The organism is Streptomyces zagrosensis (assembly GCF_014203645.1).
Lineage (GTDB): Bacteria > Actinomycetota > Actinomycetes > Streptomycetales > Streptomycetaceae > Streptomyces > Streptomyces zagrosensis.
The window spans coordinates 225,348-245,284 of the sequence record NZ_JACHJL010000010.1; the positions used below are offsets into that span (position 1 = coordinate 225,348).

The window sequence follows — 19,937 nt, forward strand, 5'->3', positions numbered from 1 at the left end:
CACGCGCGGGTTCCTCCTCCCCCGGGCGGGGGAGCCGTCGGGCGGCTCGCCCTGGCACGATGTGGCCGTGTACTCGATGAACTCCCTGTTCAGACCGCTTACGCAGGCCGTCACCTACACCCGCTGGCTGCATATGCTGGTCGGCGGGGTCTTCGCGGCGATCTGCCTGTTTGTCTTTCCTGGTGTGTCGGCGCAGGGCCCGTTGAGCTGGGCGGGTTTCCTCATGCTGCCGGTGCCGCTGTTGATCGTGCTGGGCCTGGTGCCGGTGGTACGACTGGCGGAGGGCGTGCAGGCGCGGCTGATGCTCATGCCGGGCCGGTCGGCCCAGCCGCAGGACGACGCGGCGTGGCAAGAGCGGCCGGGCTTGCCAGCGTCGGTGGACCGGCACGGTGCCGCCGCGGGCCACGGTCGGTACGGGCTGACCGAGTCGGATATCTCCCTTGCGCCCGCGCGCACCTGGGCTGACCGGGGACGGACCGTGCTGTGGCTGCTGGTGCGGGTGCTGGCCGGGACGGCGGTGCTGATGGCTACGGTGTGGCTGCCGGTGCTTTCGGGGGTGCTGATCGCCGGGCCCGGAGGCTGGTTCGTCCTCCTTGTTCCCCTTCCGCTGGCCGCGTTGGCCGCGCTGGTGGTGGTGGCCGGGGCCACGCTGGCCCAGGTGGCGCGCTGGCTGCTCGCCCCGTCCGCCGATGAGCGGCTGGCGGTGGTCGAGGAGCGTACGGAGCGGCTGCTTGAGCACAACCGGCTGGCCCGCGAGTTGCACGACTCGATCGGGCACGCGCTAACCATCGCCGTGGTGCAGGCGGGTGCGGCGCGTTTGGCGGGCTCTGCGGAGTTCACCGAGCGTGCGCTGGTCGCCATCGAGGACACCGGCCGGCGGGCCCTGGGCGATCTGGAGCGGGTGCTGCGGTTGCTGCGCCAGGACAGTGCGGTGGGCCCGCAGGACATCGAGCGGCGACCGGCCCTCACCGACGTGGAACGCCTCCTGGAGTCGGCCCGGGCCGCCGGGGCTCCGGTCGATGCCGAGGTGACCGGCGCGGTCGAGCAGCTGCCGGGGCCGCTATCCCGGGAGGGGTATCGCATCGTGCAGGAGTCGCTGACGAACGTACTGCGACACGCTGGGCCGGTTCCGGTCGCGGTACGCGTCGCCGTCTCGGGCACCGGCCTGGAACTGGACGTCCGCAATCCGCTGCCCACCCCCGCCGACCACCCGGCGGACGGTGGCAGCGGCCTGGTGGACCGCGGCAGTGGGCTGCGTAACATCCGGGAACGGGCCACCCTGCTCGGCGGCGATGCGCGGACTGGGCCCGAAGGCGGCCAGTGGCGGGTGCACGTCTGCCTGCCACTGGACCGGCTCTGCTGACCTTCGCCCGGGAGCGGGCCCGCTGGGCCGTGCGCCGGTTGGGCGTGGAGCTCCCGGGCACGGCTCCGGCCCTCGCTGCACGATGGCACCCGCGTCACACTGGGCTCTGCTTTCTAGGGGCAAAAGCGCTCGCGCAGCATCGCATTGATGCGCTTGCCGTCAGCCTCGGTCACCTGGTGGTGCGGGGAGCTGAATCGTTGTGCCGCGTCCTTGGAATCGTTGTCGCTTCGGAGGCGTACACATTGCTGCACTGCCTTGTTGACGTCCGCGGGGGCGCCGAGTGATGGATCGATCTCCCGCAAGGCGACCTGTAGTTCGAGCGTCTTGAGGCCCAGGAGGTCCTGCTTGGCGCGATCACTCATGTCCGAAGGGGCCGCGGCCATGCCTTCGTAGTGCGTGGAAAGCGGAGGCGTGCCCGGTTCTCCGGCGGGTGCCTGGCTGGGCGTGGTGACTTGGCTGATCGAGGCCTTCGACGTGCCGGGCTGGGGCTCGGCCTTGCCGTCGCCGACGTCGGAGCCACCGCAGGCCGACACGGCAAGGACGAGCGCACCAGCCACGGCGATGGCGGTGAGGGTTCTCATGCGGGCAGCATGGCAGGCTGCGTGCCGCCAAGTGGCACGCGTTCACCGATGAGTGCCGGCGCGCGCTTGCCTCGTGGCCCCGCGCAAGCGCCGAGACCATCGCCCGGATCAATGCTGCTCGGTCGCGCCCCTACGTGAGCTGCCACCGCTAGGTCAACGCCCGCGGGCGGAGCGGCACTCATGACGTCCGCATCGGTGGGATGACGCTCCGCGCGCTGGCCTGTGCCCTGCCCTCACTAGAGTGATCAGATGCCGGTAACCGTCCTTCTCGTCGATGACGAACAGCTCGTACGGGCTGGGCTGCGCGCGATCCTTGAGGACCAGCCCGACATCAAGGTGGTCGGAGAGGCCGCCGATGGGGCGTCAGTGGTGCCGTTGGTACGGCAGTTGCGCCCCGATGTGGTCGCCATGGACGTGCGCATGCCCCTCATCGACGGCATCGAGGCGACGCGCGCCGTGCTGCGGTCGGTACCACAGCCGCCGAAGATTCTTGTGGTGACGACGTTTGAGAACGACAGTTACGTCTACGAAGCGCTGCGCGCGGGCGCCGCCGGCTTTCTTCTCAAGCGCGCGCGTCCGGCCGAGATCGTGCATGCCGTGCGACTGGTGGCCGAGGGCGAGTCGCTGCTCTTCCCAGCCGCCGTACGATCGCTAGCGGCGGCCCACGGTAACGCGCGGGCGCGCGCTGTGCTGGAGCGTGCGGCGCTGACCGGCCGTGAAGCGGAGGTGCTGCGGCTGATGGCGCGCGGCCTATCCAACGCAGAGATCGCCGAACACCTTGTGGTCGGCACGGAGACGGTGAAGAGCCACGTCAGTGCGGTGCTCGCGAAGCTTGGCGCGCGCGATCGCACTCAGGCGGTCATCGCCGCGTACGAGTCAGGGTTCGTCTCACCGCGCTGAGTGTCCTTGGCTCTTACGGGGAAGGCGGACCGGTGCGGAGCGACGAGCGCGGGGCGAAGAGCCACAGAGCGAAGAAGATCAAAAAAGATTGAAGAAGATTAAGGAAGAGGGGAAAAGAAGCGGAAGGCGAGAGTCGCCGGGACCAGCGGTAGCGGATACGATCCGGCAAACACGCACAGGTAGGGAGACCGGATTGGGGCGGCTCACCGGCGGGGACCCGTCATTGCTGCGGCGGATCAACTCCGCTGTGGTGCTGCACGCGCTGCGATCGGCTGACTCCGCGACCCTCACGGATCTCGTGCGGGTCACCGGGCTCTCCCGGCCGACCGTCGAGGGCGTCATCGAGGGACTCACGGACAGCGGCCTGGTGGTGGAGACGCCCGCGGAAGAGGGCGAGACCCGCCGTCAGGGGCGCCCAGCGCGCAAGTTCCGCTTTCGGGCGGAGGCGGGGCATCTGTGCGGCATCGAGATCGGCCCGCACCGTGTCGCGGCGCTGCTCTCCGACCTGGATGGCCAACTCCTCGGCTCGGTGTCCAGGGACGTTTCGGTGGCGGCATCGGCGGACGAGCGGCTGGAGCGGTTGCGCGGGGCCATCGCGGATCTTTTGAAGCGGGCGGGGGTGGCCCGTAGTTCGCTGCGCGCGGTCGGCGTGGGCAGCCCGGGCATCGTGGACGCCGAAGGAACCGTACGGCTGGGTACGGCCCTACCGGGCTGGACCGGATTGCCGCTCGGTGACCGGTTGCGCCGCTCGTTTCGGTGCCCGGTCCTGGTGGAGAACGACGCGAACACCGCGGCCGTCGCCGAGCACTGGAAGGGCGCGGCGACCCACTCCGATGACGTCGTCTTCGTGCTGGCCGGGCTGAGCCCGGGGGCCGGTGCGCTGATCGGCGGGCGACTGCACCGGGGCTTCGGCGGCGCGGCCGGGGAGATCGGGGCGCTGCATCTGCTGGGTGGCGAGGCGCCGCCCGAGGAGGTGCTTTCCACCACCGGGGAGCCGTTGCACCCACTGGACGAGGAGCAGGTGGCCAGGGTTTTCGCGCTGGCCAGGGCGGGCGATAGCCGGGCCCAGGCGGCGGAGGCCCGGTTCATCCGTCGGCTGGTGCACCATGTGGCGGCGCTGGCGCTCGCGCTCGATCCCGAACTGGTCGTCGTCGGCGGCTGGGCGGCCGGGCTCGATGGCGTACTCGACCCGCTGCGAGGCGAATTGGCCCGCTACTGCCTGCGTCCGCCGCTGGTCGCCCAGTCCGTGCTCGGTGAGGCAGCCATCGCCACGGGTGCGCTGCGCTTGGCGCTTGACCATGTGGAAGCGGAACTGTTCGCGGTGGAGAGCACGGTGACGGCCCGTCGGTAGTGCCGGTGCGCGGGTGGATCGTGGTTTCCCCGCCGCGCGCGGTGCCCCCCGCCCCGCGGTGTGCGGCAGGGCGGGGGTCACTACGACTGGTGCCGGCTGCTGGCCATCGCGCTCCGTGCGGCCACGGCCGTCAGCGACGGCTCGTAGGAGCACGAGGCCCGAGGGCAGGCGGAACGGCCGCGGGCGCGGGAGGGGTTCAGCCCGCCAGCAGGTCGGGGCCGGTGTCGCCGAAGGTGAGGCGGCAGGTGTCGGCGCGGTACGTCGCCACGCTGACGGCTGCCGTGCGGCCCTCGGCCAGGTAGCGGGTGGTGACGACCAGCACCGGCGCACCGGGCAGCCGATCGAGGGCCCTCGCATCGTCCGCGCGGGCCGAGCCGAGCTCTACCGCCCGCTCCTGGCCTTCGAGTTCCATCCGGTGTAGTTCCCGCAGCACGGTACGGGCGCGAGTCGGCCCGCTCGCCGCCGGGACCACGCTGACCCCGGCCGGGACGGCGGCGACCTCGCTGGGGTTCAGTGCGGGCACGGAGCCGGCCGGCACGTACAGCAATTCGGCGGCGACCGGCTGACCAGCTGTGGTCAGCGCCCGCCGCACGGTGTACACGAGCTCGTCGGGCGAGGCGCCAAGGAACTGGGCCACGGCGGCGGGCACCTCGCCCTGCGTGCTGTCCAACGCCTGCCACGGGTCGGCAACCGCACCGGGCCACACGTGCTTGCTGTCCCCGACCGCCACGCCCATCCGGGGCGGTGCCACGGTGGTGCCGACACCTCGGCGGCGCTGGAGTCTGCCCTCCAGCTCCAACTGCTCAAGGGCCTGCCGCAGCGTGGCGCGTGCGACGCCGAACCGCGCCGCGAGTTCGCGCTCGTTGGGCAGGATCTCACCCACCGCGAATTCCGAGTCGAGCGCGGTGCTGAGCACCGTCTTCAGGTGCCAATACTTCGGCTCCGGCACCGTATTGAGCTGCGTGGTCCCCACCCTGTCCTCCACGATCACCGTGTCCGGGCCGGTCTCGCACCGGCCGCGCGTCCGACTGGATCAAGCGCACTACGGTGCGGGCTCGCGCCGCACCGCGTATTGAGTTATGCGCGCTTCTTTATTAAAGGTTGTTTCAGTATGGGTGTGACGATAGGACGGTACGTCACCTTGGTCAAGACCAATCCACGCGTCGGCCTTCTGCGGGCCTCCGGTAGCGTCAGGGCCGACGGGCCTTACGGTCCTGACGGGCCGGGCCGCCCCTGCGGCGACACGGCGCAAGAACGGAAGCGTCCCGCAGGCCCGCACGGGGCCCGAGGGCGCCGGACACGACAGCAGGGAGCGGGGCAGTGGATCAGGTCACGGTCGTCACGGGCGGTAGCAGAGGCATCGGCGCAGCCGTCGCCATCCGGCTGGCCCGAGCCGGCCACCACATCGCCATCGGGTACGAGCGCGCCGCCGACGCCGCGCAGGCCACGGCGATGAAGGTCCGCGCGGAGGGTGTGCGGTGTGTGACGGTACGGGCCGACACGAGCGACGCAGGTCAAGTGGATGACCTGTTCGACACTACGAGGCAGAAACTGGGCGTAGTCACCGGGCTGGTGAACAACGCCGGAATTACGGGCCTACTCGGCCGCTTCACCGACACTTCGCCCGAGGCCATGCGGCGGGTGATCGACGTGAATGTGACGGGCGCGCTGTTGTGCGCCCGCCGTGCGGCTCGCGACATGTCCACCCGGCGCGGTGGCACGGGCGGGGCGATAGTGAACGTGTCATCGGCCAGCTCCACCACCGGCAGCCCCGGCGAGTATGTGCATTACGCGGCGAGCAAGGCCGCCGTGGACGCGATGACGGTGGGGCTCTCCAAGGAGCTTGCCGTCGAGGGCATTCGCGTCAATTGCGTACAGCCCGGAATGACCGTGACCGATATCCACGCCACGATGGGCGATCCCGAGCGGCCGTGGCGCAATCCGGACCGGGTGCCGATGGGCCGTCCCGGTGAACCGGAGGAGATCGCGGGCGCCATCGCCTGGCTCATGTCGGCCGACGCCTCGTACGCCACCGGCGCGGTACTGCGCGTCGCCGGGGGCCTTTGAGCACAGCTCCACGCTCGGGGCCGGGCAGCAGGCGCCCTGTACCAACAGTGTCAGCAGCCGCCCGGCCCGCGCCCCGGGCCGCGGGCCGGGCCGGAGGCGGGGCCGAAGGCGGGGTGCCAGCCGCACGGCCCGGAGTCCGCTACTCGCCGCCGCGCCCGAGCGTTCGGACGATGTCCTGTACGTTGCCGTACTTCTGCCCTTCGGGAAGCTCCGCCGCCGTATCGATGAGCCGGTCTGGGGCATGGTGCTCGCGCAGCGTGTCGAGCACCCTCGCGCGGTCGGCCGGGTAGACGCTGCGCCCGAGGTGCTGGGCCAGTTCGGTGCGCAGTTGCACGTCCTCGGGGGTCATGCCCGGCGGCGTCGCGCCAGACAGCGGGGTGTAGGGCGAGCGGCTCGCAGCGGGCTGGTCCTCGCCCGGCGGCTCCGGCTCGCGCTCCTCCCGGGCGCGGGTCGAGTGGCCGCTCTTCAGCTCACCCTGCATGCGCTTTTTCAGCTCGTCGTCGTGCAGGGGCCCGGTCTTGTTCTCGTGAGCGTTCATGAGGCTTCCTCGGTGGTCCGATGCCTGGTCAGGCGCCTGACCGGTCGCGCTGTACCGGCCGGTCCGCCCGTGTGCCCCCTTCGGGTTCCCCGCCCGGCACGAGCGACACGCCGCCGACCCGCCCGTGGTCAGCCGAGGTAGGGGGCGGGGTCGGCAGCGGCCGGCCGGCTCAGGCTCCCGACAGACGGCGCTGTGTCGATTGCGACCAGCCAAGGTCTACCCAGCGGTAACCCTTGCTGACATGCTGTCCAACAAGACCCTCGCCCCGGAAGAGACGGAGCCCCCCATGACCGAAACGATCTCCTTCGCCCATGACGTCGCCGCCGGCACCGTGCCGATCGACATCGCCTACGAAAGGCGGGGGGCGGGAGAACCAGTGGTACTGCTGCACGGCGTCGCGCATCACTGGCAGGCGTGGGAGCCCGTACTGAACATCCTGGCTGCCGAGCGCGAGGTGTTCGCCGTCGATCTGCCAGGCTTCGGCGCGTCGGGCGCGCTGCCCGCCGGAGTCGGCTACGACACGCACGGCGTGGTGCCCGTACTGGCCCAGCTCTTTCGCACCTTGGGCCTTGAGCGACCGCATGTGGTGGGCAACTCGCTGGGTGGGCTGCTGGCGCTCGAACTCGCCCGCACTGGACATGCGCGCACCGTCACCACGCTGTCCCCCGCGGGATTTTGGAATGAGTCCGAGCGGCGCTACGGCTTCGGCGTGCTCCGCATGATGTACCACGCCGCCCGGGCCATGCCGGAACCGTTCGTCGCCCAGGTGGCACGCACCGCCGCGGGCCGCGCCGCACTCGTCGGCGCCATCTACGCCCGCCCCGGCAAGCGGGCACCGGAGAGCGTCGTGGCCGAGGCCCAGGCGATGCGGCACGGCGTCGGCTTCACGCCGACCCTCGCCGCCGGCCGAACCGTTCGCTACACGCAGGACATACCGAATGTGCCGGTCACCATCGCCTGGGGCGCCGCGGACCGGCTGCTGCTACCCCGGCAGGGAATCCGCGCCAAGCGCGTCATCCCCGGGGCCCGGCTCATCCGCCTGCCTGGTTGCGGCCATGTGCCGATGAACGACGACCCCGCGCTGGTCTCCCGCGTCGTCCTCGACGCCACCAGGCCCACGGCCGGCGCCACACGCAGTAGCGGCGCCAAAGCGCTCAGCGCCTGCGCCAGCGCCAGCGCCTCCGCCTGACGAACAAGCCGTCGCAGCGTCGGCGGGGGCCGCGGTGGGACGTACGGGCAGGGAGTCGGGCCCCGCCACACCGGCCGATGCGGACGCCCGACCGGGCGCCGCAGGCCCCGATGCCGCTGTGCCGGCGGGCGGCTCGGTCATGGCTACCTCCGGCGTGCCGCTGCTGGGTGCCGCGTCCCGCCACCGCCTGCCCAGTACCCCGGCGCCCACGGCCACACCCGCGCCGACCAGCAGGCTGCCCGCCGCCTGCGCGGGGCCGTAGCCGCCGACTCCGACGATCGGCGCCGTCGCGGCAGCAGCGACCGGGATCAAGCCGGAGAAGAGCGTGGCCCGTTCGGGACCGATGCGCTGAAGCCCCCGGTACCAGCACACAAAGCCGATCACGGTGACGATCAGGGCCTGCCACAGCAGGGCGACCGCCTCACCCGAGTCCGGCATGCGCAGCCATCCTCCTCCGTCCACCAACAAGGCGAGCCCCAGCGCTTCCACGGCCCCAAGGCCGCACGCGGCGGCCGACAGCAGGACGGGGCCGATCGTGCGCAACACCGGCACGGCGAGGACAGCGAACCCGACCTCGCCGCAAAGCGCCGCCACGGACCAGGCGATCCCGCTGGCGTCCGCCCGCCCCCAGCCCTGGACGGTGAAGGCACCCATCGCGACGAACAGCGCGCCGCAACACACCGCACGGGTGGGGCGGCGGCCGTCGAGCGCGGGGGCGATCACCGCCACCACCACGGGCGCACACCCCACGAAGACACCGGGCACGGCGGGTTCGGAGGTGCGCTCCGCCGCGAGCACCGCCATGTTGAAGCCGACCATTCCGACCCCCGCGAGCAGGGCGAGGCGTACCCATTGCCGCGCGGTCAGCGCGCGCAATGGCGCAAGGCCGCCGCGTCCGGTGAGCGGCACCAACAAGAGGCAGGCCACCGCGTAGCGAAGGGCCTGCCCGCCGGCGTGCGGGAAGTCACCGAGCACGCTGTTGGCGGTGAAGGAGCCGCCGACGAGCACACAGGCAACGGCGGCGAGCAGGGCACCACGCCGCTGCTGGGAGGAGTTACTGCGATCCATGTGGGCGACGCTAGGCAGCAAGGCGGTACGTCTTAAGGTCCAATGTGATGAGCGATTCGCGGACCACTTCGACCACGGCCCCCAGCAGCGGGGCCCCCACTCCCCCGCGGCCGGCCAGCCGTCCCCCTGCGCCCCCGGCCACCACCCACCGCTCGCCTGCCCGTGCCCAGGCCACTCAGGCCGCCCGTTCCACTCATCGGATGGCCACCCCCGCCTGGGAGTTGCTGCTGCCCAGCGTCGCCCTGCCGCCGAGGCAGCGCGGTCGGGCGTTGCAGTGTGCGCTGCGTGACGCCATCACATCGGGGCAGATCGCGGGCGGGACGCGGCTGCCGGCCAGCCGCGAGCTCGCCACCGACCTCGGAGTTTCACGCGGCCTGATCACCGACGCGTACGAGCAGTTGACCGCCGAGGGCTATCTACGCAGCGGCCGAGGCGCGGGCACCTGGGTCAGCGGCGCCGTGCGCTGCGCCGTGCCCGCCGCACGCCCGGAAGCATCCAGCGCCGATGAGCCAGACACCGGGTTCGTACCCGGCATCCCCGACCTGTCGCTCTTCCCTCGCACGGCGTGGTCGGCCGCGCACCGCAGGGCGCTGGCCAAACTGCCGCACAGCGCACTCGGTTATCCCGACCCCCGCGGGTTGCCCGAGCTGCGGGAGGCACTGGCCGGCCTGCTCACCCGGCGGCGCGGTGTGGTCGCCGACCCGGAGCGAATCATCGTCTGCTCGGGCGTGGCCCAGGCGCTGACGCTGCTCGGCTTCGTGCTCGCCGGACGTGGTGCGGGTCCGCTGCTCGACCCGGACGAAGACCCCACGGGCAGCGCGGCGGCCGACGATCCGTTGGGCGCGGACCGCGAGGGCGGGCGGTGGGCCGGAGCGAGCTTCGCGCACCGCCGCTCGGACCGCACGAACGCTCGCCCACTCGACGGCACCGCGGGCGGCGCGCGGATACCCGGTGGGGAGCTGGTGCCGGCCGTTCGCGTGGCCCTGGAGGACCCGGGCACCGCCGCGTACAAGGGGCTGTTCGCGGCCGTGGGGGTGGATACGCTGCCGCTGCCGGTGGGCGCGGAGGGGCTCGACCCGACGGCGCTGACCGCCGCCGGCGTGCGCGGGGCAGTGCTCACGCCCTCGCATCAGTTCCCGTCCGGAATCGCCTACTCGGCGCGGCGCCGATCCGCGCTGCTCGACTGGGCGCGCGCCGCGGACGGACTGCTCATCGAGGACGACTACGACGGCGATTTTCGGTATGACAGGGCCCCTGTGGGCGCCTTGCAGGGGCTCGACCCGGCCCGGGTCGCCTATGCCGGATCGGTCAGCAAATCGCTGGCCCCTGGGCTGCGGCTGGGCTGGATGGTGGTGCCGCAGCCGCTGGTGGCCGAGTTGGTGGAGCGCAAGCGGACAATGGATCTCGGCCATCCCGTACTGGATCAGGCGGTGTTCGCCGACCTCATCGAGCGCGGCGACTACGACCGGCAGCTGCGACGCTGCCAGCGTGCCTACCGGGAGCGGCGTGACGCGCTGGTCGCGGCGCTGGCCGAGCACTTCCCCGGCACCGAGGTGACCGGCATCGCGGCGGGGCTGCACGTGATCGCGCGGCTGCCCGAGCAGTACGGCCCGCAGGAGCGGTTTTTGGAGCGGGCTCGCCGCGCTGGCGTGGCGCTCGCCCCGCTGAGCGCGTACGCGTGCGGCACCGCCCCAATGACCGGAGCCGGGCCGGGCACTGGCCCGGGCACCACCACCCGGCCGGGAATTCGGCTGGTGCTCGGCTACGCCCATCTGGCACCGGGGCGGATCGCGGCGGCCGTACGACAGTTGCGCCAAGCCCAGCGCTGACGGCCGGCCACCCGCGCGGGCCCCGCACGCCGCACTATCCGGCGGCGCGCTGTCCCGCCTGCCGCGCCCAATCCGCCACGCCCCACCGCTGCCTGCCGCCGTTCGGCGCGGAGCCTCCCGCGGCAAGCGTAGGGGGCGGCTCACTTCAGCGGGCAACCGAGGCGGGGCGGTCCCTTCGGCGCCCACGCGTACCTCCAGCACGCCCGGCGCGGCTACCGGGCCGCGCCGCACGCGTACCCCTGGATCGCTCTTCGCAGGAACGCCGCGTACATATCCAGTACGGGATTCGTCAATGTCCTGTCACAACGGCCCACATGCCGGTGGCAGCCGATGGAATACGGCGAGAACGGTGCGAGCATGCAGGCGGCGACCCGCGGCCAGATGCCCCATTTCGTGCTGGCTAGTTATTCACCTTGCGTTTCGGCTCCATCCGTACCACCAGGAAGACCGCGGGCGATACTGCGGTGGCAGGCGTGAAGTACGTGCGGAACGGGAACAACAGGAGGTTACGCATGAGTCGGGACCCCAAAAACGCGATCGAGCGGCGCACAGTGCTGCGGGGATCGGCGGTCGCCTCCGCCGCGCTCGTACTGCCCTCGTCAGTGGCCGCGGCACCGGCGCTGGCGCTGTCCGGGCGCCCGCAGGCACGCTGGGGCATCCAAGCCGGCGACATCACGACGTCATCGGGGCTGGTGTGGGCGCGCTCGGACCGGCGTGCGCGCATGCTCGTGGAAACCTCGGCGACCGAATCCTTCCGCCGGGCGCGCCGCTGGCACGGCCCCCTGCTGGGCCCGGGGACGGACTTCACCGGCCGCACCGCGTTGCGCGGTCTGCCGCCCGGCGAACAGATTTACTACCGCGTCACGCTCGCCGACCCGGACGATCCGCGGCGCACCGGTGAGCCGGTCTACGGCACCTTCCGCACGGCCCCGGTCCGGCGGGCCGATGTGCGGTTCCTGTGGTCGGGCGATCTGGCGGGGCAGGGCTGGGGCATCAACCCGGACCGGGGCGGGTTCCGGATCTTTTCGGAGATGCGCCGCCTGGACCCCGACTTCTTTCTGTGCAGCGGGGACAGCATCTACGCGGACGCCCCGATACCAGCCAGCGTCACGCTGCCTGACGGCCGTATCTGGCGGAACATCACCACCGAGGAGAAGTCGAAGGTCGCCGAGACGCTGGCGGAGTACCGGGGCAACTTCCGGTACAACCTGCTCGACACCCATCTGCGGGCGTTCAACGCTCAAGTACCGTCCATCACCCAGTGGGACGACCACGAGGTACGCAACAACTGGTACCCGGGGCAGATTCTGGATGACCCTCGGTATACCGAGAAGAACGTGGATGTGCTGGCGGCACGGGCGCGGCGGGCGTGGAGCGAATACTTCCCCCTTTCGACGCCGCGTCCCGATGGGTCGGGACGGGTCTATCGGGTGCAGCGGCACGGGCCGCTGCTCGATGTGTTCGTGCTGGACATGCGCACCTACCGCAACGCCAACTCGCCAGGCCAGCAGCCCGATGACAGCGCCGGCATCCTCGGCGTCGAGCAACTGGCCTGGCTCAAGCGAGAGCTCTCGCGCTCCCGCGCCGTGTGGAAGGTGATCGCCGCCGACCTGCCGCTGGGGCTCGTGGTCACCGATGGGGCGACGAACTTCGAGGCCGTGGCGCAGGGCGACCCGGGAGCGCCGCTGGGGCGCGAGCTGCAAATCGCCGATCTGCTGCGGCACATCAAACACCGGCGCATAACGGGAACAGTGTGGCTTACGGCCGACGTTCACTACACGTCGGCACAGCGATACGTGCCGTCGCGGGCCGCGTTCACGGACTTTGAGCCCTTTTGGGAGTTCGTGTCAGGACCGCTGCACGCGGGTGGCTTCCCGGCGCTGAAACTGGATGGCACCTTCGGCCCCGAGCAAGCCTTCGTCAAAGCTCCGACCAAGCCGAACACACCGCCGTCCGAGGGTGGACAGTATTACGGCGAAGTGGAGATTGATGGTGGCAGCGCGGAGCTGACCGTCCGACTACGTGAGGAGGGAGGCGCGGTCCTCTTCACCAAGGCGCTGCGGCCAGGCCTGGTCGGTCAGTGAGAACAGGCCGACTGCGGCGCACCGCCGAGACAACGCGCCGGTAGTAGGCGACAAAGGGACTGGGACATCACGTGGTTGAGCATCGAACAGAATCGGGCGATAAGCGTCCAGAACCTGCCTTAACTCATCAGTCACATACCGTTCGTGATCACGCAACACCGCTCCCGCACAGTGGAGCTATGAGTGACACGACCCTGACGAAGCGTGCTCGAATCCGCAACACATGGCGGCAGCGTCTCGCGGAACGCATCGCCACGCCCCACGGCCTCCCTTGGGGGCCAGGACGGCATAGCCACGCCCCGCCCGCGGAGCCGGACGCCGATACCGGTGCCATGGCGCCAAGGGCTGCACTGGCCCGCTCGTCAGCGCACGGCGGGGGCGCTACGGCACTGTGGCGGATGCGTACGACCGTAGGAGACGAGCCGGGCACCTTGGCGGCGCTGTGCACAGCTCTCGCGGTGCTGCGGGTGGACCTCCTGACGCTGCAAACCCATCCGCTCGGTGCCGGCACCGCGGACGAGATGCTGGTGCGTGCCCCAATCGAGTTGAGTGCGCAGGCGCTGACCAGCGCCGCTACCGCCGGCGGCGGGTGGGACACCTGGGTGGAGCGGGCCGACGCGCATGACCTGGTAGACACCCCGACCCACGTCCTTGGCCTGGCCACCCGCACCGCGTTGGACACCTCCGAGCTGCCTCTGGCGCTACGTCAGTTGCTAGGCCGCTGCACGATCCGCTCGCACCCGGACCGACCTCCGGACGGGCAGCAAGAGCCCGCGGATCGGGTGCCCGCCGAAGGAGTGTTGGAGGAAACGATCATGCGACTGCGTGATCCCGCCGGTGGTTCCGTCACGATCGAGCGCCCGTATCTTCGCTTCACTCCGACCGAATTCGCCCGCGCGCGAGCGTTGATCGAGTTGGGCACCCGGCTCGGCCCGCGCGTCCCGCACAACGCGGCCGACCAAGCCCGTGAGGCCGACAGGACCAACAAGTCCAACACGGCCAACAAGCCCAACACAGCCGACAGGGCCAACAAGAGCCCAGCCACGCTGCCCGAGGGCAACGAGATCATCGTGCGCCGCGCCGACATCTCCGATCTGGAGGCCGCCCGCGAGTTGCACGGACGGTGCTCGCAGGCAACGCTGGCGCTGCGCTACCACGGGCCGGTCGGTGACGCCGACCGCTATCTGGAGCACCTGCTCAGCCCCCGCTACGGTCGTACGCTCGCCGTGCAGACGACGTCCGGGCGGCTGGTGGCGCTCGGCCACCTGCTGTGGGACGGCGACGAGACCGAGGTCGCGCTGCTCGTGGAGGACGCCTGGCAGCGCCGCGGCATCGGTGCCCGGCTGCTGCGGCAACTGGTCGAGATGGCCGCCGAAACCGACTGCGGCTATGTCTACGCCGTCACCCAGTCCACCAACACCGGCATGGTCGCCGCCATGCGCGGCCTTCGACTGCCGCTCGACTACCAGATCGAGGAGGGCACGCTGGTCATCACCGCCCGACTCGCTGCGGCGGCCCTGCCAACGGGGCCGCGCGGCGAAAACGGCTGAACACCTGACCCGGGCCGAAGTGGGCCCTGGACCGCGCCCTGTCACCGTGGCAGCGGTGCGGTTCCGGTCGGGGCCGGGCGCGTACGCGTGGGCCGCTGCCGGTCAGCAACGTTCCCTCGATGGCTAGTGACGCGGCAGCGTCCGGCGTACGAGGATGACCACATGTCCGAGATCATCAATGCACCGCTACCGCGCCAGGTCGCCGACGCCTATGTCGATGCCCTCGTCGCCCTCGACCCGATCACCGGCACCTACCTCGGCGTGCCGGAGAGCGCCCCACTGCTGCCTGACTTCTCGCCGGCCGGGCAGGAGGCGCTGGCGGAGTTGGCTCGCGCCACGCTGACCCGGCTCGATGCGGCCGAAGACCGGCCCGGCGCCGACAGCGACGTGGAACGGCGCTGCGCCCGACTGCTGCGCGAGCGGCTGACGGCCGACCTCGCCATCCATGAGGCCCAGGAACATCTACGGACCGTCAGCAACCTTTCGTCGCCGTTGCATTCGGTACGCGACTGCTTCACCTTGATGCCCACCGAGACCGACGCGCACTGGAACGACATCGCGGCTCGACTGCGGGCCGTGCCCGCCGCACTTGACGGCTACCGGGCCTCGCTCGCCACCGGCCTTGAGCGCCAGTTGCCCGCCGGACCCCGTCAGGTTGCCACCGTCATCGGGCAGTTGGGCGAATGGATCGGCACCGATGGCGGCTGGTTCGCCGCCTTCACCAAGGAGGGGCCACAGTCGCTGCGCGCCGAACTGGACGCGTCGGCCGTCGCTGCGAACGGTGCCCTGGTCGTGCTGCGGGACTGGCTACGGGACGTGTACGCACCCGGCATCGCGGGCGCGCCCAACGTCGTGGGCCGCGACCGCTATCGGCGCTGGAGCCGCCAGTGGAACGGCACCGACCTGGATCTGGATGAGGCATACGCGTACGGCTGGTCCGAGTACCACCGCATCCACGACGAGATGCGCACCGAGGCGGCCAAGATCCTTCCCGGGGCGACTCCGTGGGAGACGCTGCGCCATCTGGACACCCACGGTGAGGCGGTCGAGGGCGCCGAGGCGACCCGGGTGTGGCTACAAAAGCTGATGGACGACACCATCGCCGCGCTGGACGGCACCCACTTCGAACTCGCCGACCGCATCAAGCAGGTCGAGTCGATGCTCGCGCCGCCCGGTTCCGCCGCGGCCCCCTATTACACGTCGCCATCGATGGACTTCTCCCGGCCCGGGCGCACCTGGCTGCCGACCATGGGCGAGACTCGATTCCCCCTGTACGACCTCGTCACCACCTGGTACCACGAGGGGGTACCAGGCCATCATCTCCAACTCGCCCAGTGGGTGCACGTGGCCGATCAACTCTCCCGCTACCAGGCCACGGTGGGGCAGGTCAGCGCCAACTGCGAGGGCTGGGCACTCTACGCAGAGCGACTGATGGACGAGTTGGGATATCTCACCGACCCCGAGCGCAGGCTGGGCTACCTGGATGCGCAGATGATGCGTTCGTTGCGGGTCATCGTCGACATCGGGATGCATGTGGAGCTGGAGATTCCCGACCATTCGCCGTTCCACCCGGGCGAGCGCTGGACCCCCGAGCTCGCCCAGGAGTTCTTCGGGCTGCACAGCGGTCGGCCCGCCGACTTCGTCGAGAGCGAACTGGTGCGTTACTTGGGCCTGCCCGGCCAGGCGATCGGCTACAAGCTCGGCGAACGGGCCTGGCTCACGGGCCGGGACGCGGCCCGCGCGGCGCACGGCGAGTCGTTCGACGCCAAGAAGTGGCATATGGCGGCGCTGTCCCAAGGCTCGCTCGGCCTGGACGACCTGGTCGCTGAGCTGTCGGCGCTATGAGCTGAGCCGCCTTCGCCGCGGTGGCCTACACGCGCGATGGGCGCGACGCGGCCCGGCCGGACGCCCGTAGGCGTCCGGCCGGGGGCGCGATGGGTGCGGCGGAGCGCGATGGGTGCGGGGCGGTGGGGTGGGGTGCGGGTGACGGTGGGGTGCGGGTGACGGTGCGGCGAGGCGGGGCGGGGCGCCATGACGCACACAGCCGCGCACAATTGGCCTGCGACTGGGCGAAGGTAGTCATCCATGTGCCGGTGCCGGCGTGGGCCTCCTGACCCCGGCGCAGCGCTGAGGCGCGCCGAGGATCGCGTACCTCCATGACCGTGAAGCCGTATCGAACACCCTGCGCCTGGGCCAACGGACCGCCGCTTGTGGTGAGTACGCCGCACACCGGGCCTTGACCATCGCTGGCCTAGTGGCGGTTCACCGTCGTGACCGCGCCCCGGACCGCCGGCTCAGCCCAGCGTGTCCACCAGGGCGGTGACATAGGCAGCCAGCCGCTGTTCCACGACGCGCGTCGTCAGCTCTGTCCTGCCCGCCTCCCGCCATGACTGCGCCACCAACTGCACTTCTTCGGAGCTCGCCAGCCCGTCCCGCACCTGCCAGTACAGCCGCTCGCTCGGAAGCGGGGCCAGCACCCCGCCGGCCTCTTCGTACGCCTCAGCGAACCGCAGGCCCCACTTCGGGCCGTGCAGCAGCGCGAGATTGGTGGAGCAGTGCGCCACATCGAGATCCGCCGGGCCCCAGGAGGTCACTGCCCAGTCGACGACGCCGGTGATCTGGGCGTCTGTCGGCCTTGAGGGCGGCACGTCGAACAGCACGTTGCCGGGTTGGAAGTCCCGGTGCAGGAATCGCCCTTCATAAGGCGGCGCGGGCTTACGGATCACGTCGATCGCCGCGGCCCATGCCGCCGCGTCGGCGCCCTTCGGAACGACAACGGTGTCGGCGGTCGTCAACGTCACATACTTCCGGGGCCGCTCGGCGGGACTCAACGCGTGGATCGCCACGAGCTGACGAGCCAGCAAAGGGACGCGCGTTTCCAATCCCTCATCGTCGAGGACGGTCCGGCCTGGCAGGTGCGTCATCAAGAGCGACGGATACTCGCAATGCGCGGCAGTCGGATCAACCGCCACCAGCCCAGGTGCCGGCACGCCGGTCTCCGTGAGCAGGCTCAGGGCGCCGGCCTCCCGGTGCAGCCAGTCCTCGGCGTGCCCCACGTAGAACGGGTCGCTAAAGCTCCGCAGCACCAGGTCACGGGTGTTCCCGTCCCCCGTGCTGATGGTCAGCCTGCGCATTTCGGCGGTGGTGCCGCCGTGCAGCACCTCGGTTTCTACGGTCCGTTCGCCGTCCCCTAGGTGCCGGCTCACCCAAGCCAGCGTCAATGGTCGGACAGCCACCTCATCGTGGTTGGTCACCGTGTCACCTCACCATCCGGACGACGGCACACGCAAAGGTTTTTCGTTGGCCAGCGGGCACCGGCAGTGCTCGCCGGGGCGTCGGTCCAGGGGGGGAGGGTGACGCCGCGCCGTGATCATGATGTACGCGGCGGCCCGCTGCGGCGACGCGTCCATGTGCGCCACGCTGACCAGTGCGTTGGCGGGTGGCACCCGCGATCCTCATACTCGGGGCAACGTGGTGACGAGCAGCCCTCAGCCCGCGGTCGTGGTGTTGATGAGTGGCGCATCGCGCGTGAACTCCCGGAACCCGACGCTGTCTTACAGCCCGCGCGCCTGGGGGTGCCCCGGTGCGCCCAGGCAGGCGACCGTCACGTGAGTGGCCCCAGCCGCTCGCGCCCGATGCATCCCGTGCAGAAGCATCGCTCTGCCCAGCCCCAACCGGCGGTAGCGCGGATGCGTGCCGACCGGCTCGAACTCAGCCGTGTTGTTGGCTTCGTCGAGCCACATGATCGTCGAGGATGCCATGGTTCCGTCCGGCGCCTCTACCAGGATGTGCAGGTCACCGCGGTACGCCGTCGTCTGCCGCACGCCCTCGTAGGCCTCGGCCGTGTACGTCGAGCGAGCCCAGGCGTCCCGATGGGCCTGGACCGCGGCCTGCGGCCCGGCCTCGTCGGCGGTGCGGAACCGGAACCCGGCTGGCAGTACCGGCTGTTCTACGTCGATGAGGTCCCGCTCGTTGAGCTGGGTCCAGGAGCCGGCGGCACCGAGCGAGGCCGGGTCGGTCTCATAGCCGTGCGCCGCCCATCGCTTGAGGGCGAACTCGTCGGCGGCGCTTGGTATCACCGTACGTTCGACGTCCCCCGCCGTACCGTCGTACCAGTCGATCACCTCGTCAACCAGCTCGGCGCTGTCGGGATGGACCTGATACGCCAGATAGGCACCGGTGACGTTATGCACCGACCCGTCACGCCGCCTCACCTGGCGCGGAAGCTGGGCCCAGCCCCACGCCACCACGTCCCCGCCGGAGAACCACAGCCGACACGGCCAGCTTGCCCCGTCGCTGGCGTGCCCCTTGCCCCAGTTCCAGGCCAGCTCGCCGAACGACGCGTCGCTGTTCACCAGATCCGGACGGGTGGCGGTGACACGCTGCGCCAAACCCTGCATGAGCTGCACATCCGCCGCGGCCAAAAGCTCGCAATTCGTCACGGTGCGCCACTGTGCCAGGGCCCCGCGAAGCCGTCGAACCGTTTTTCGGGGTCGCTGATCGCGGCAGTCAACAGCCCACCACGCGTGCTCGCGGTACCAGTTACTACCCGCTCACTGGCGGGCAGATCGCCAACACCGTCGAAGACTCTTTCGCCGCGTGCCCGTTGCTACAGCGCTTGCCCGGGCGTGGCGAAACGGGCCTGCCACAGGTCGCGGAGCAGCGCGATCTCGGCCATGTGGTGGATGAATTCGAGATTGGTCCCCGACAGCACGGTGACGAAGGGGTCATCAGGGTCGGAGCCGTACGGGTACTGCGAGAAACCGACCGTATCGAGTTGCTCGTCGGTGACAGCGGCGACGCTATCGCGCCACCGGTCGATCAGCGCCCAAAACCGATCGAGTGCCACGGGGGCGGAGGGCGTGAAGTCGGTCAGCAGTTTCGGCTCCTGCCGCCGTTCGCCGAAGGTCCACTCCCACCCGCCTGCGAAACAGAAGTGCAGGTGCCCCAGCCGCCACGCGATGGTGGTGATCGGCGTTTCGTCAGGCTCCGGCGCACCGGTGTGGGCGAGGACCTGCTCGACCCGCTCGACACTCACGCTCCAGTCATCGGCGATCTTGGCGACGGTCATGCCGCCGGCGGCCTGCCGTGCGATTTCGGCATACTCGTTGGCTGGGATGTCCGGGGCGCCCAAGTCGAGCACCCACTCGCCAGGTCCAAAGGCCCTGGGTGTCACCGCGGCGCCCCGGCGCCGAATCGACCAGCAACCGGCCACCGGTTCCCACAGGTACTCCTCGTCGCTCAGCCCCGCCAGCCGCACCTGGGCCAGCTCCCTGGCATGGTCGAACTGGTCGAGCAGCAAGCCCAAACGGTCGATCCGCGCGCCCGTAATCGCCATGCTTGACTCCCCTCACCGCAGCATCTCGTACCTCACTGCGCTCAGGCGGAAGCTAACGGCTCACCCCATCAGGCGCCAC

Annotated in this window: 15 protein-coding genes and 1 pseudogene; 9 read left to right on the forward strand and 7 right to left on the reverse strand. The window is 70.7% G+C overall.

Annotation, left to right across the window (positions count from 1 at the left end):
• Positions 1-76 precede the first annotated feature (76 nt).
• Positions 77-1,363: a sensor histidine kinase gene (locus FHS42_RS20130; RefSeq protein ID WP_184574038.1), complete on the forward strand. Its 1,287-nt coding sequence runs from the start codon at positions 77-79 to the stop codon at positions 1,361-1,363.
• Between the two features lie 113 nt (positions 1,364-1,476).
• On the opposite strand, the gene FHS42_RS20135 is transcribed toward FHS42_RS20130, so the two are convergent.
• The gene (locus FHS42_RS20135) at positions 1,477-1,944 is read right to left on the reverse strand and encodes a hypothetical protein (protein ID WP_184573856.1); all 468 of its coding nucleotides are present in this window, start codon (positions 1,942-1,944) and stop codon (positions 1,477-1,479) included.
• A gap of 249 nt (positions 1,945-2,193) precedes the next feature.
• Between FHS42_RS20135 and FHS42_RS20140 the strand changes: the two genes are divergently transcribed.
• Both FHS42_RS20140 and FHS42_RS20145 read left to right on the forward strand, forming a co-directional pair.
• Entirely contained in the window at positions 2,194-2,844 is a 651-nt protein-coding gene (locus FHS42_RS20140; RefSeq protein ID WP_184573858.1) for a response regulator transcription factor, read from the forward strand.
• 193 nt (positions 2,845-3,037) lie between these two features.
• On the forward strand, positions 3,038-4,195 hold the full coding sequence (locus FHS42_RS20145) for an ROK family transcriptional regulator (RefSeq protein ID WP_184573860.1): 1,158 nt from the start codon (positions 3,038-3,040) through the stop codon (positions 4,193-4,195).
• 196 nt (positions 4,196-4,391) lie between these two features.
• On the opposite strand, the gene FHS42_RS20150 is transcribed toward FHS42_RS20145, so the two are convergent.
• Positions 4,392-5,168 (reverse strand): GntR family transcriptional regulator, encoded by a 777-nt coding sequence (locus tag FHS42_RS20150; RefSeq protein ID WP_184573862.1) that lies wholly within the window; start codon positions 5,166-5,168, stop codon positions 4,392-4,394.
• 347 nt (positions 5,169-5,515) lie between these two features.
• Here FHS42_RS20150 and FHS42_RS20155 point away from each other — a divergent pair, with 347 nt between their 5' ends.
• Positions 5,516-6,262 carry an SDR family oxidoreductase gene (locus tag FHS42_RS20155; RefSeq protein WP_184573864.1) on the forward strand — a complete coding sequence of 249 codons (747 nt, stop codon included), beginning with the start codon at positions 5,516-5,518 and terminating at the stop codon, positions 6,260-6,262.
• 139 nt (positions 6,263-6,401) lie between these two features.
• Here the strand turns inward: FHS42_RS20155 and FHS42_RS20160 are convergent, their stop codons facing one another.
• A complete protein-coding gene (locus FHS42_RS20160; RefSeq protein WP_184573866.1) occupies positions 6,402-6,800 on the reverse strand; it encodes a DUF2795 domain-containing protein in 399 nt (132 codons plus the stop codon).
• Between the two features lie 286 nt (positions 6,801-7,086).
• Here FHS42_RS20160 and FHS42_RS20165 point away from each other — a divergent pair, with 286 nt between their 5' ends.
• Positions 7,087-7,989, forward strand: a complete 903-nt coding sequence (locus FHS42_RS20165; protein WP_184574040.1) for an alpha/beta fold hydrolase — start codon at positions 7,087-7,089, stop codon at positions 7,987-7,989.
• 699 nt (positions 7,990-8,688) lie between these two features.
• On the opposite strand, the pseudogene FHS42_RS39395 reads toward FHS42_RS20165, so the two are convergent.
• A pseudogene (locus FHS42_RS39395) lies at positions 8,689-9,057 on the reverse strand (EamA family transporter); the annotation flags it as partial.
• A gap of 200 nt (positions 9,058-9,257) precedes the next feature.
• On the opposite strand from FHS42_RS39395, the gene FHS42_RS20175 reads away from it, so the two are divergent.
• The 4 genes from FHS42_RS20175 (at position 9,258) to FHS42_RS20190 (ending at position 16,365) form a co-directional block, all read left to right on the forward strand.
• Positions 9,258-10,886: an aminotransferase-like domain-containing protein gene (locus FHS42_RS20175; RefSeq protein WP_184573867.1), complete on the forward strand. Its 1,629-nt coding sequence runs from the start codon at positions 9,258-9,260 to the stop codon at positions 10,884-10,886.
• Positions 10,887-11,398: 512 nt separating this feature from the next.
• Entirely contained in the window at positions 11,399-12,970 is a 1,572-nt protein-coding gene (locus FHS42_RS20180; RefSeq protein ID WP_184573869.1) for an alkaline phosphatase D family protein, read from the forward strand.
• Between the two features lie 179 nt (positions 12,971-13,149).
• A complete protein-coding gene (locus FHS42_RS20185) occupies positions 13,150-14,520 on the forward strand; it encodes a GNAT family N-acetyltransferase (protein ID WP_184573871.1) in 1,371 nt (456 codons plus the stop codon).
• Positions 14,521-14,682: 162 nt separating this feature from the next.
• The gene (locus FHS42_RS20190) at positions 14,683-16,365 is read left to right on the forward strand and encodes a DUF885 domain-containing protein (RefSeq protein ID WP_184573873.1); all 1,683 of its coding nucleotides are present in this window, start codon (positions 14,683-14,685) and stop codon (positions 16,363-16,365) included.
• A 449-nt stretch (positions 16,366-16,814) separates the two neighbouring features.
• On the opposite strand, the gene FHS42_RS20195 is transcribed toward FHS42_RS20190, so the two are convergent.
• The 3 genes from FHS42_RS20195 to FHS42_RS20205 all read right to left on the reverse strand — a co-directional run bounded on the left by FHS42_RS20195 (position 16,815) and on the right by FHS42_RS20205 (position 19,858).
• Positions 16,815-17,774: a phosphotransferase family protein gene (locus tag FHS42_RS20195; RefSeq protein ID WP_184573874.1), complete on the reverse strand. Its 960-nt coding sequence runs from the start codon at positions 17,772-17,774 to the stop codon at positions 16,815-16,817.
• A 300-nt stretch (positions 17,775-18,074) separates the two neighbouring features.
• Complete coding sequence (locus FHS42_RS20200) at positions 18,075-18,962, reverse strand: GNAT family N-acetyltransferase (protein WP_312866959.1); 888 nt, start codon at positions 18,960-18,962, stop codon at positions 18,075-18,077.
• A 167-nt stretch (positions 18,963-19,129) separates the two neighbouring features.
• Entirely contained in the window at positions 19,130-19,858 is a 729-nt protein-coding gene (locus tag FHS42_RS20205; protein ID WP_184573876.1) for a DinB family protein, read from the reverse strand.
• Positions 19,859-19,937: the final 79 nt, after the last annotated feature.

Coding starts and splice junctions, on each gene's coding strand:
- FHS42_RS20180 (WP_184573869.1), top strand. CDS start 11,399: ATGAGTCGGGACCCCAAAAACGCGATCGAGCGGCGCACAGTGCTGCGG.
- FHS42_RS20190 (WP_184573873.1), top strand. CDS start 14,683: ATGTCCGAGATCATCAATGCACCGCTACCGCGCCAGGTCGCCGACGCC.
- FHS42_RS20140 (WP_184573858.1), top strand. CDS start 2,194: ATGCCGGTAACCGTCCTTCTCGTCGATGACGAACAGCTCGTACGGGCT.
- FHS42_RS20130 (WP_184574038.1), top strand. CDS start 77: ATGAACTCCCTGTTCAGACCGCTTACGCAGGCCGTCACCTACACCCGC.
- FHS42_RS20205 (WP_184573876.1), bottom strand. CDS start 19,858: ATGGCGATTACGGGCGCGCGGATCGACCGTTTGGGCTTGCTGCTCGAC.
- FHS42_RS20165 (WP_184574040.1), top strand. CDS start 7,087: ATGACCGAAACGATCTCCTTCGCCCATGACGTCGCCGCCGGCACCGTG.
- FHS42_RS20135 (WP_184573856.1), bottom strand. CDS start 1,944: ATGAGAACCCTCACCGCCATCGCCGTGGCTGGTGCGCTCGTCCTTGCC.
- FHS42_RS20160 (WP_184573866.1), bottom strand. CDS start 6,800: ATGAACGCTCACGAGAACAAGACCGGGCCCCTGCACGACGACGAGCTG.
- FHS42_RS20175 (WP_184573867.1), top strand. CDS start 9,258: ATGGCCACCCCCGCCTGGGAGTTGCTGCTGCCCAGCGTCGCCCTGCCG.
- FHS42_RS20185 (WP_184573871.1), top strand. CDS start 13,150: ATGAGTGACACGACCCTGACGAAGCGTGCTCGAATCCGCAACACATGG.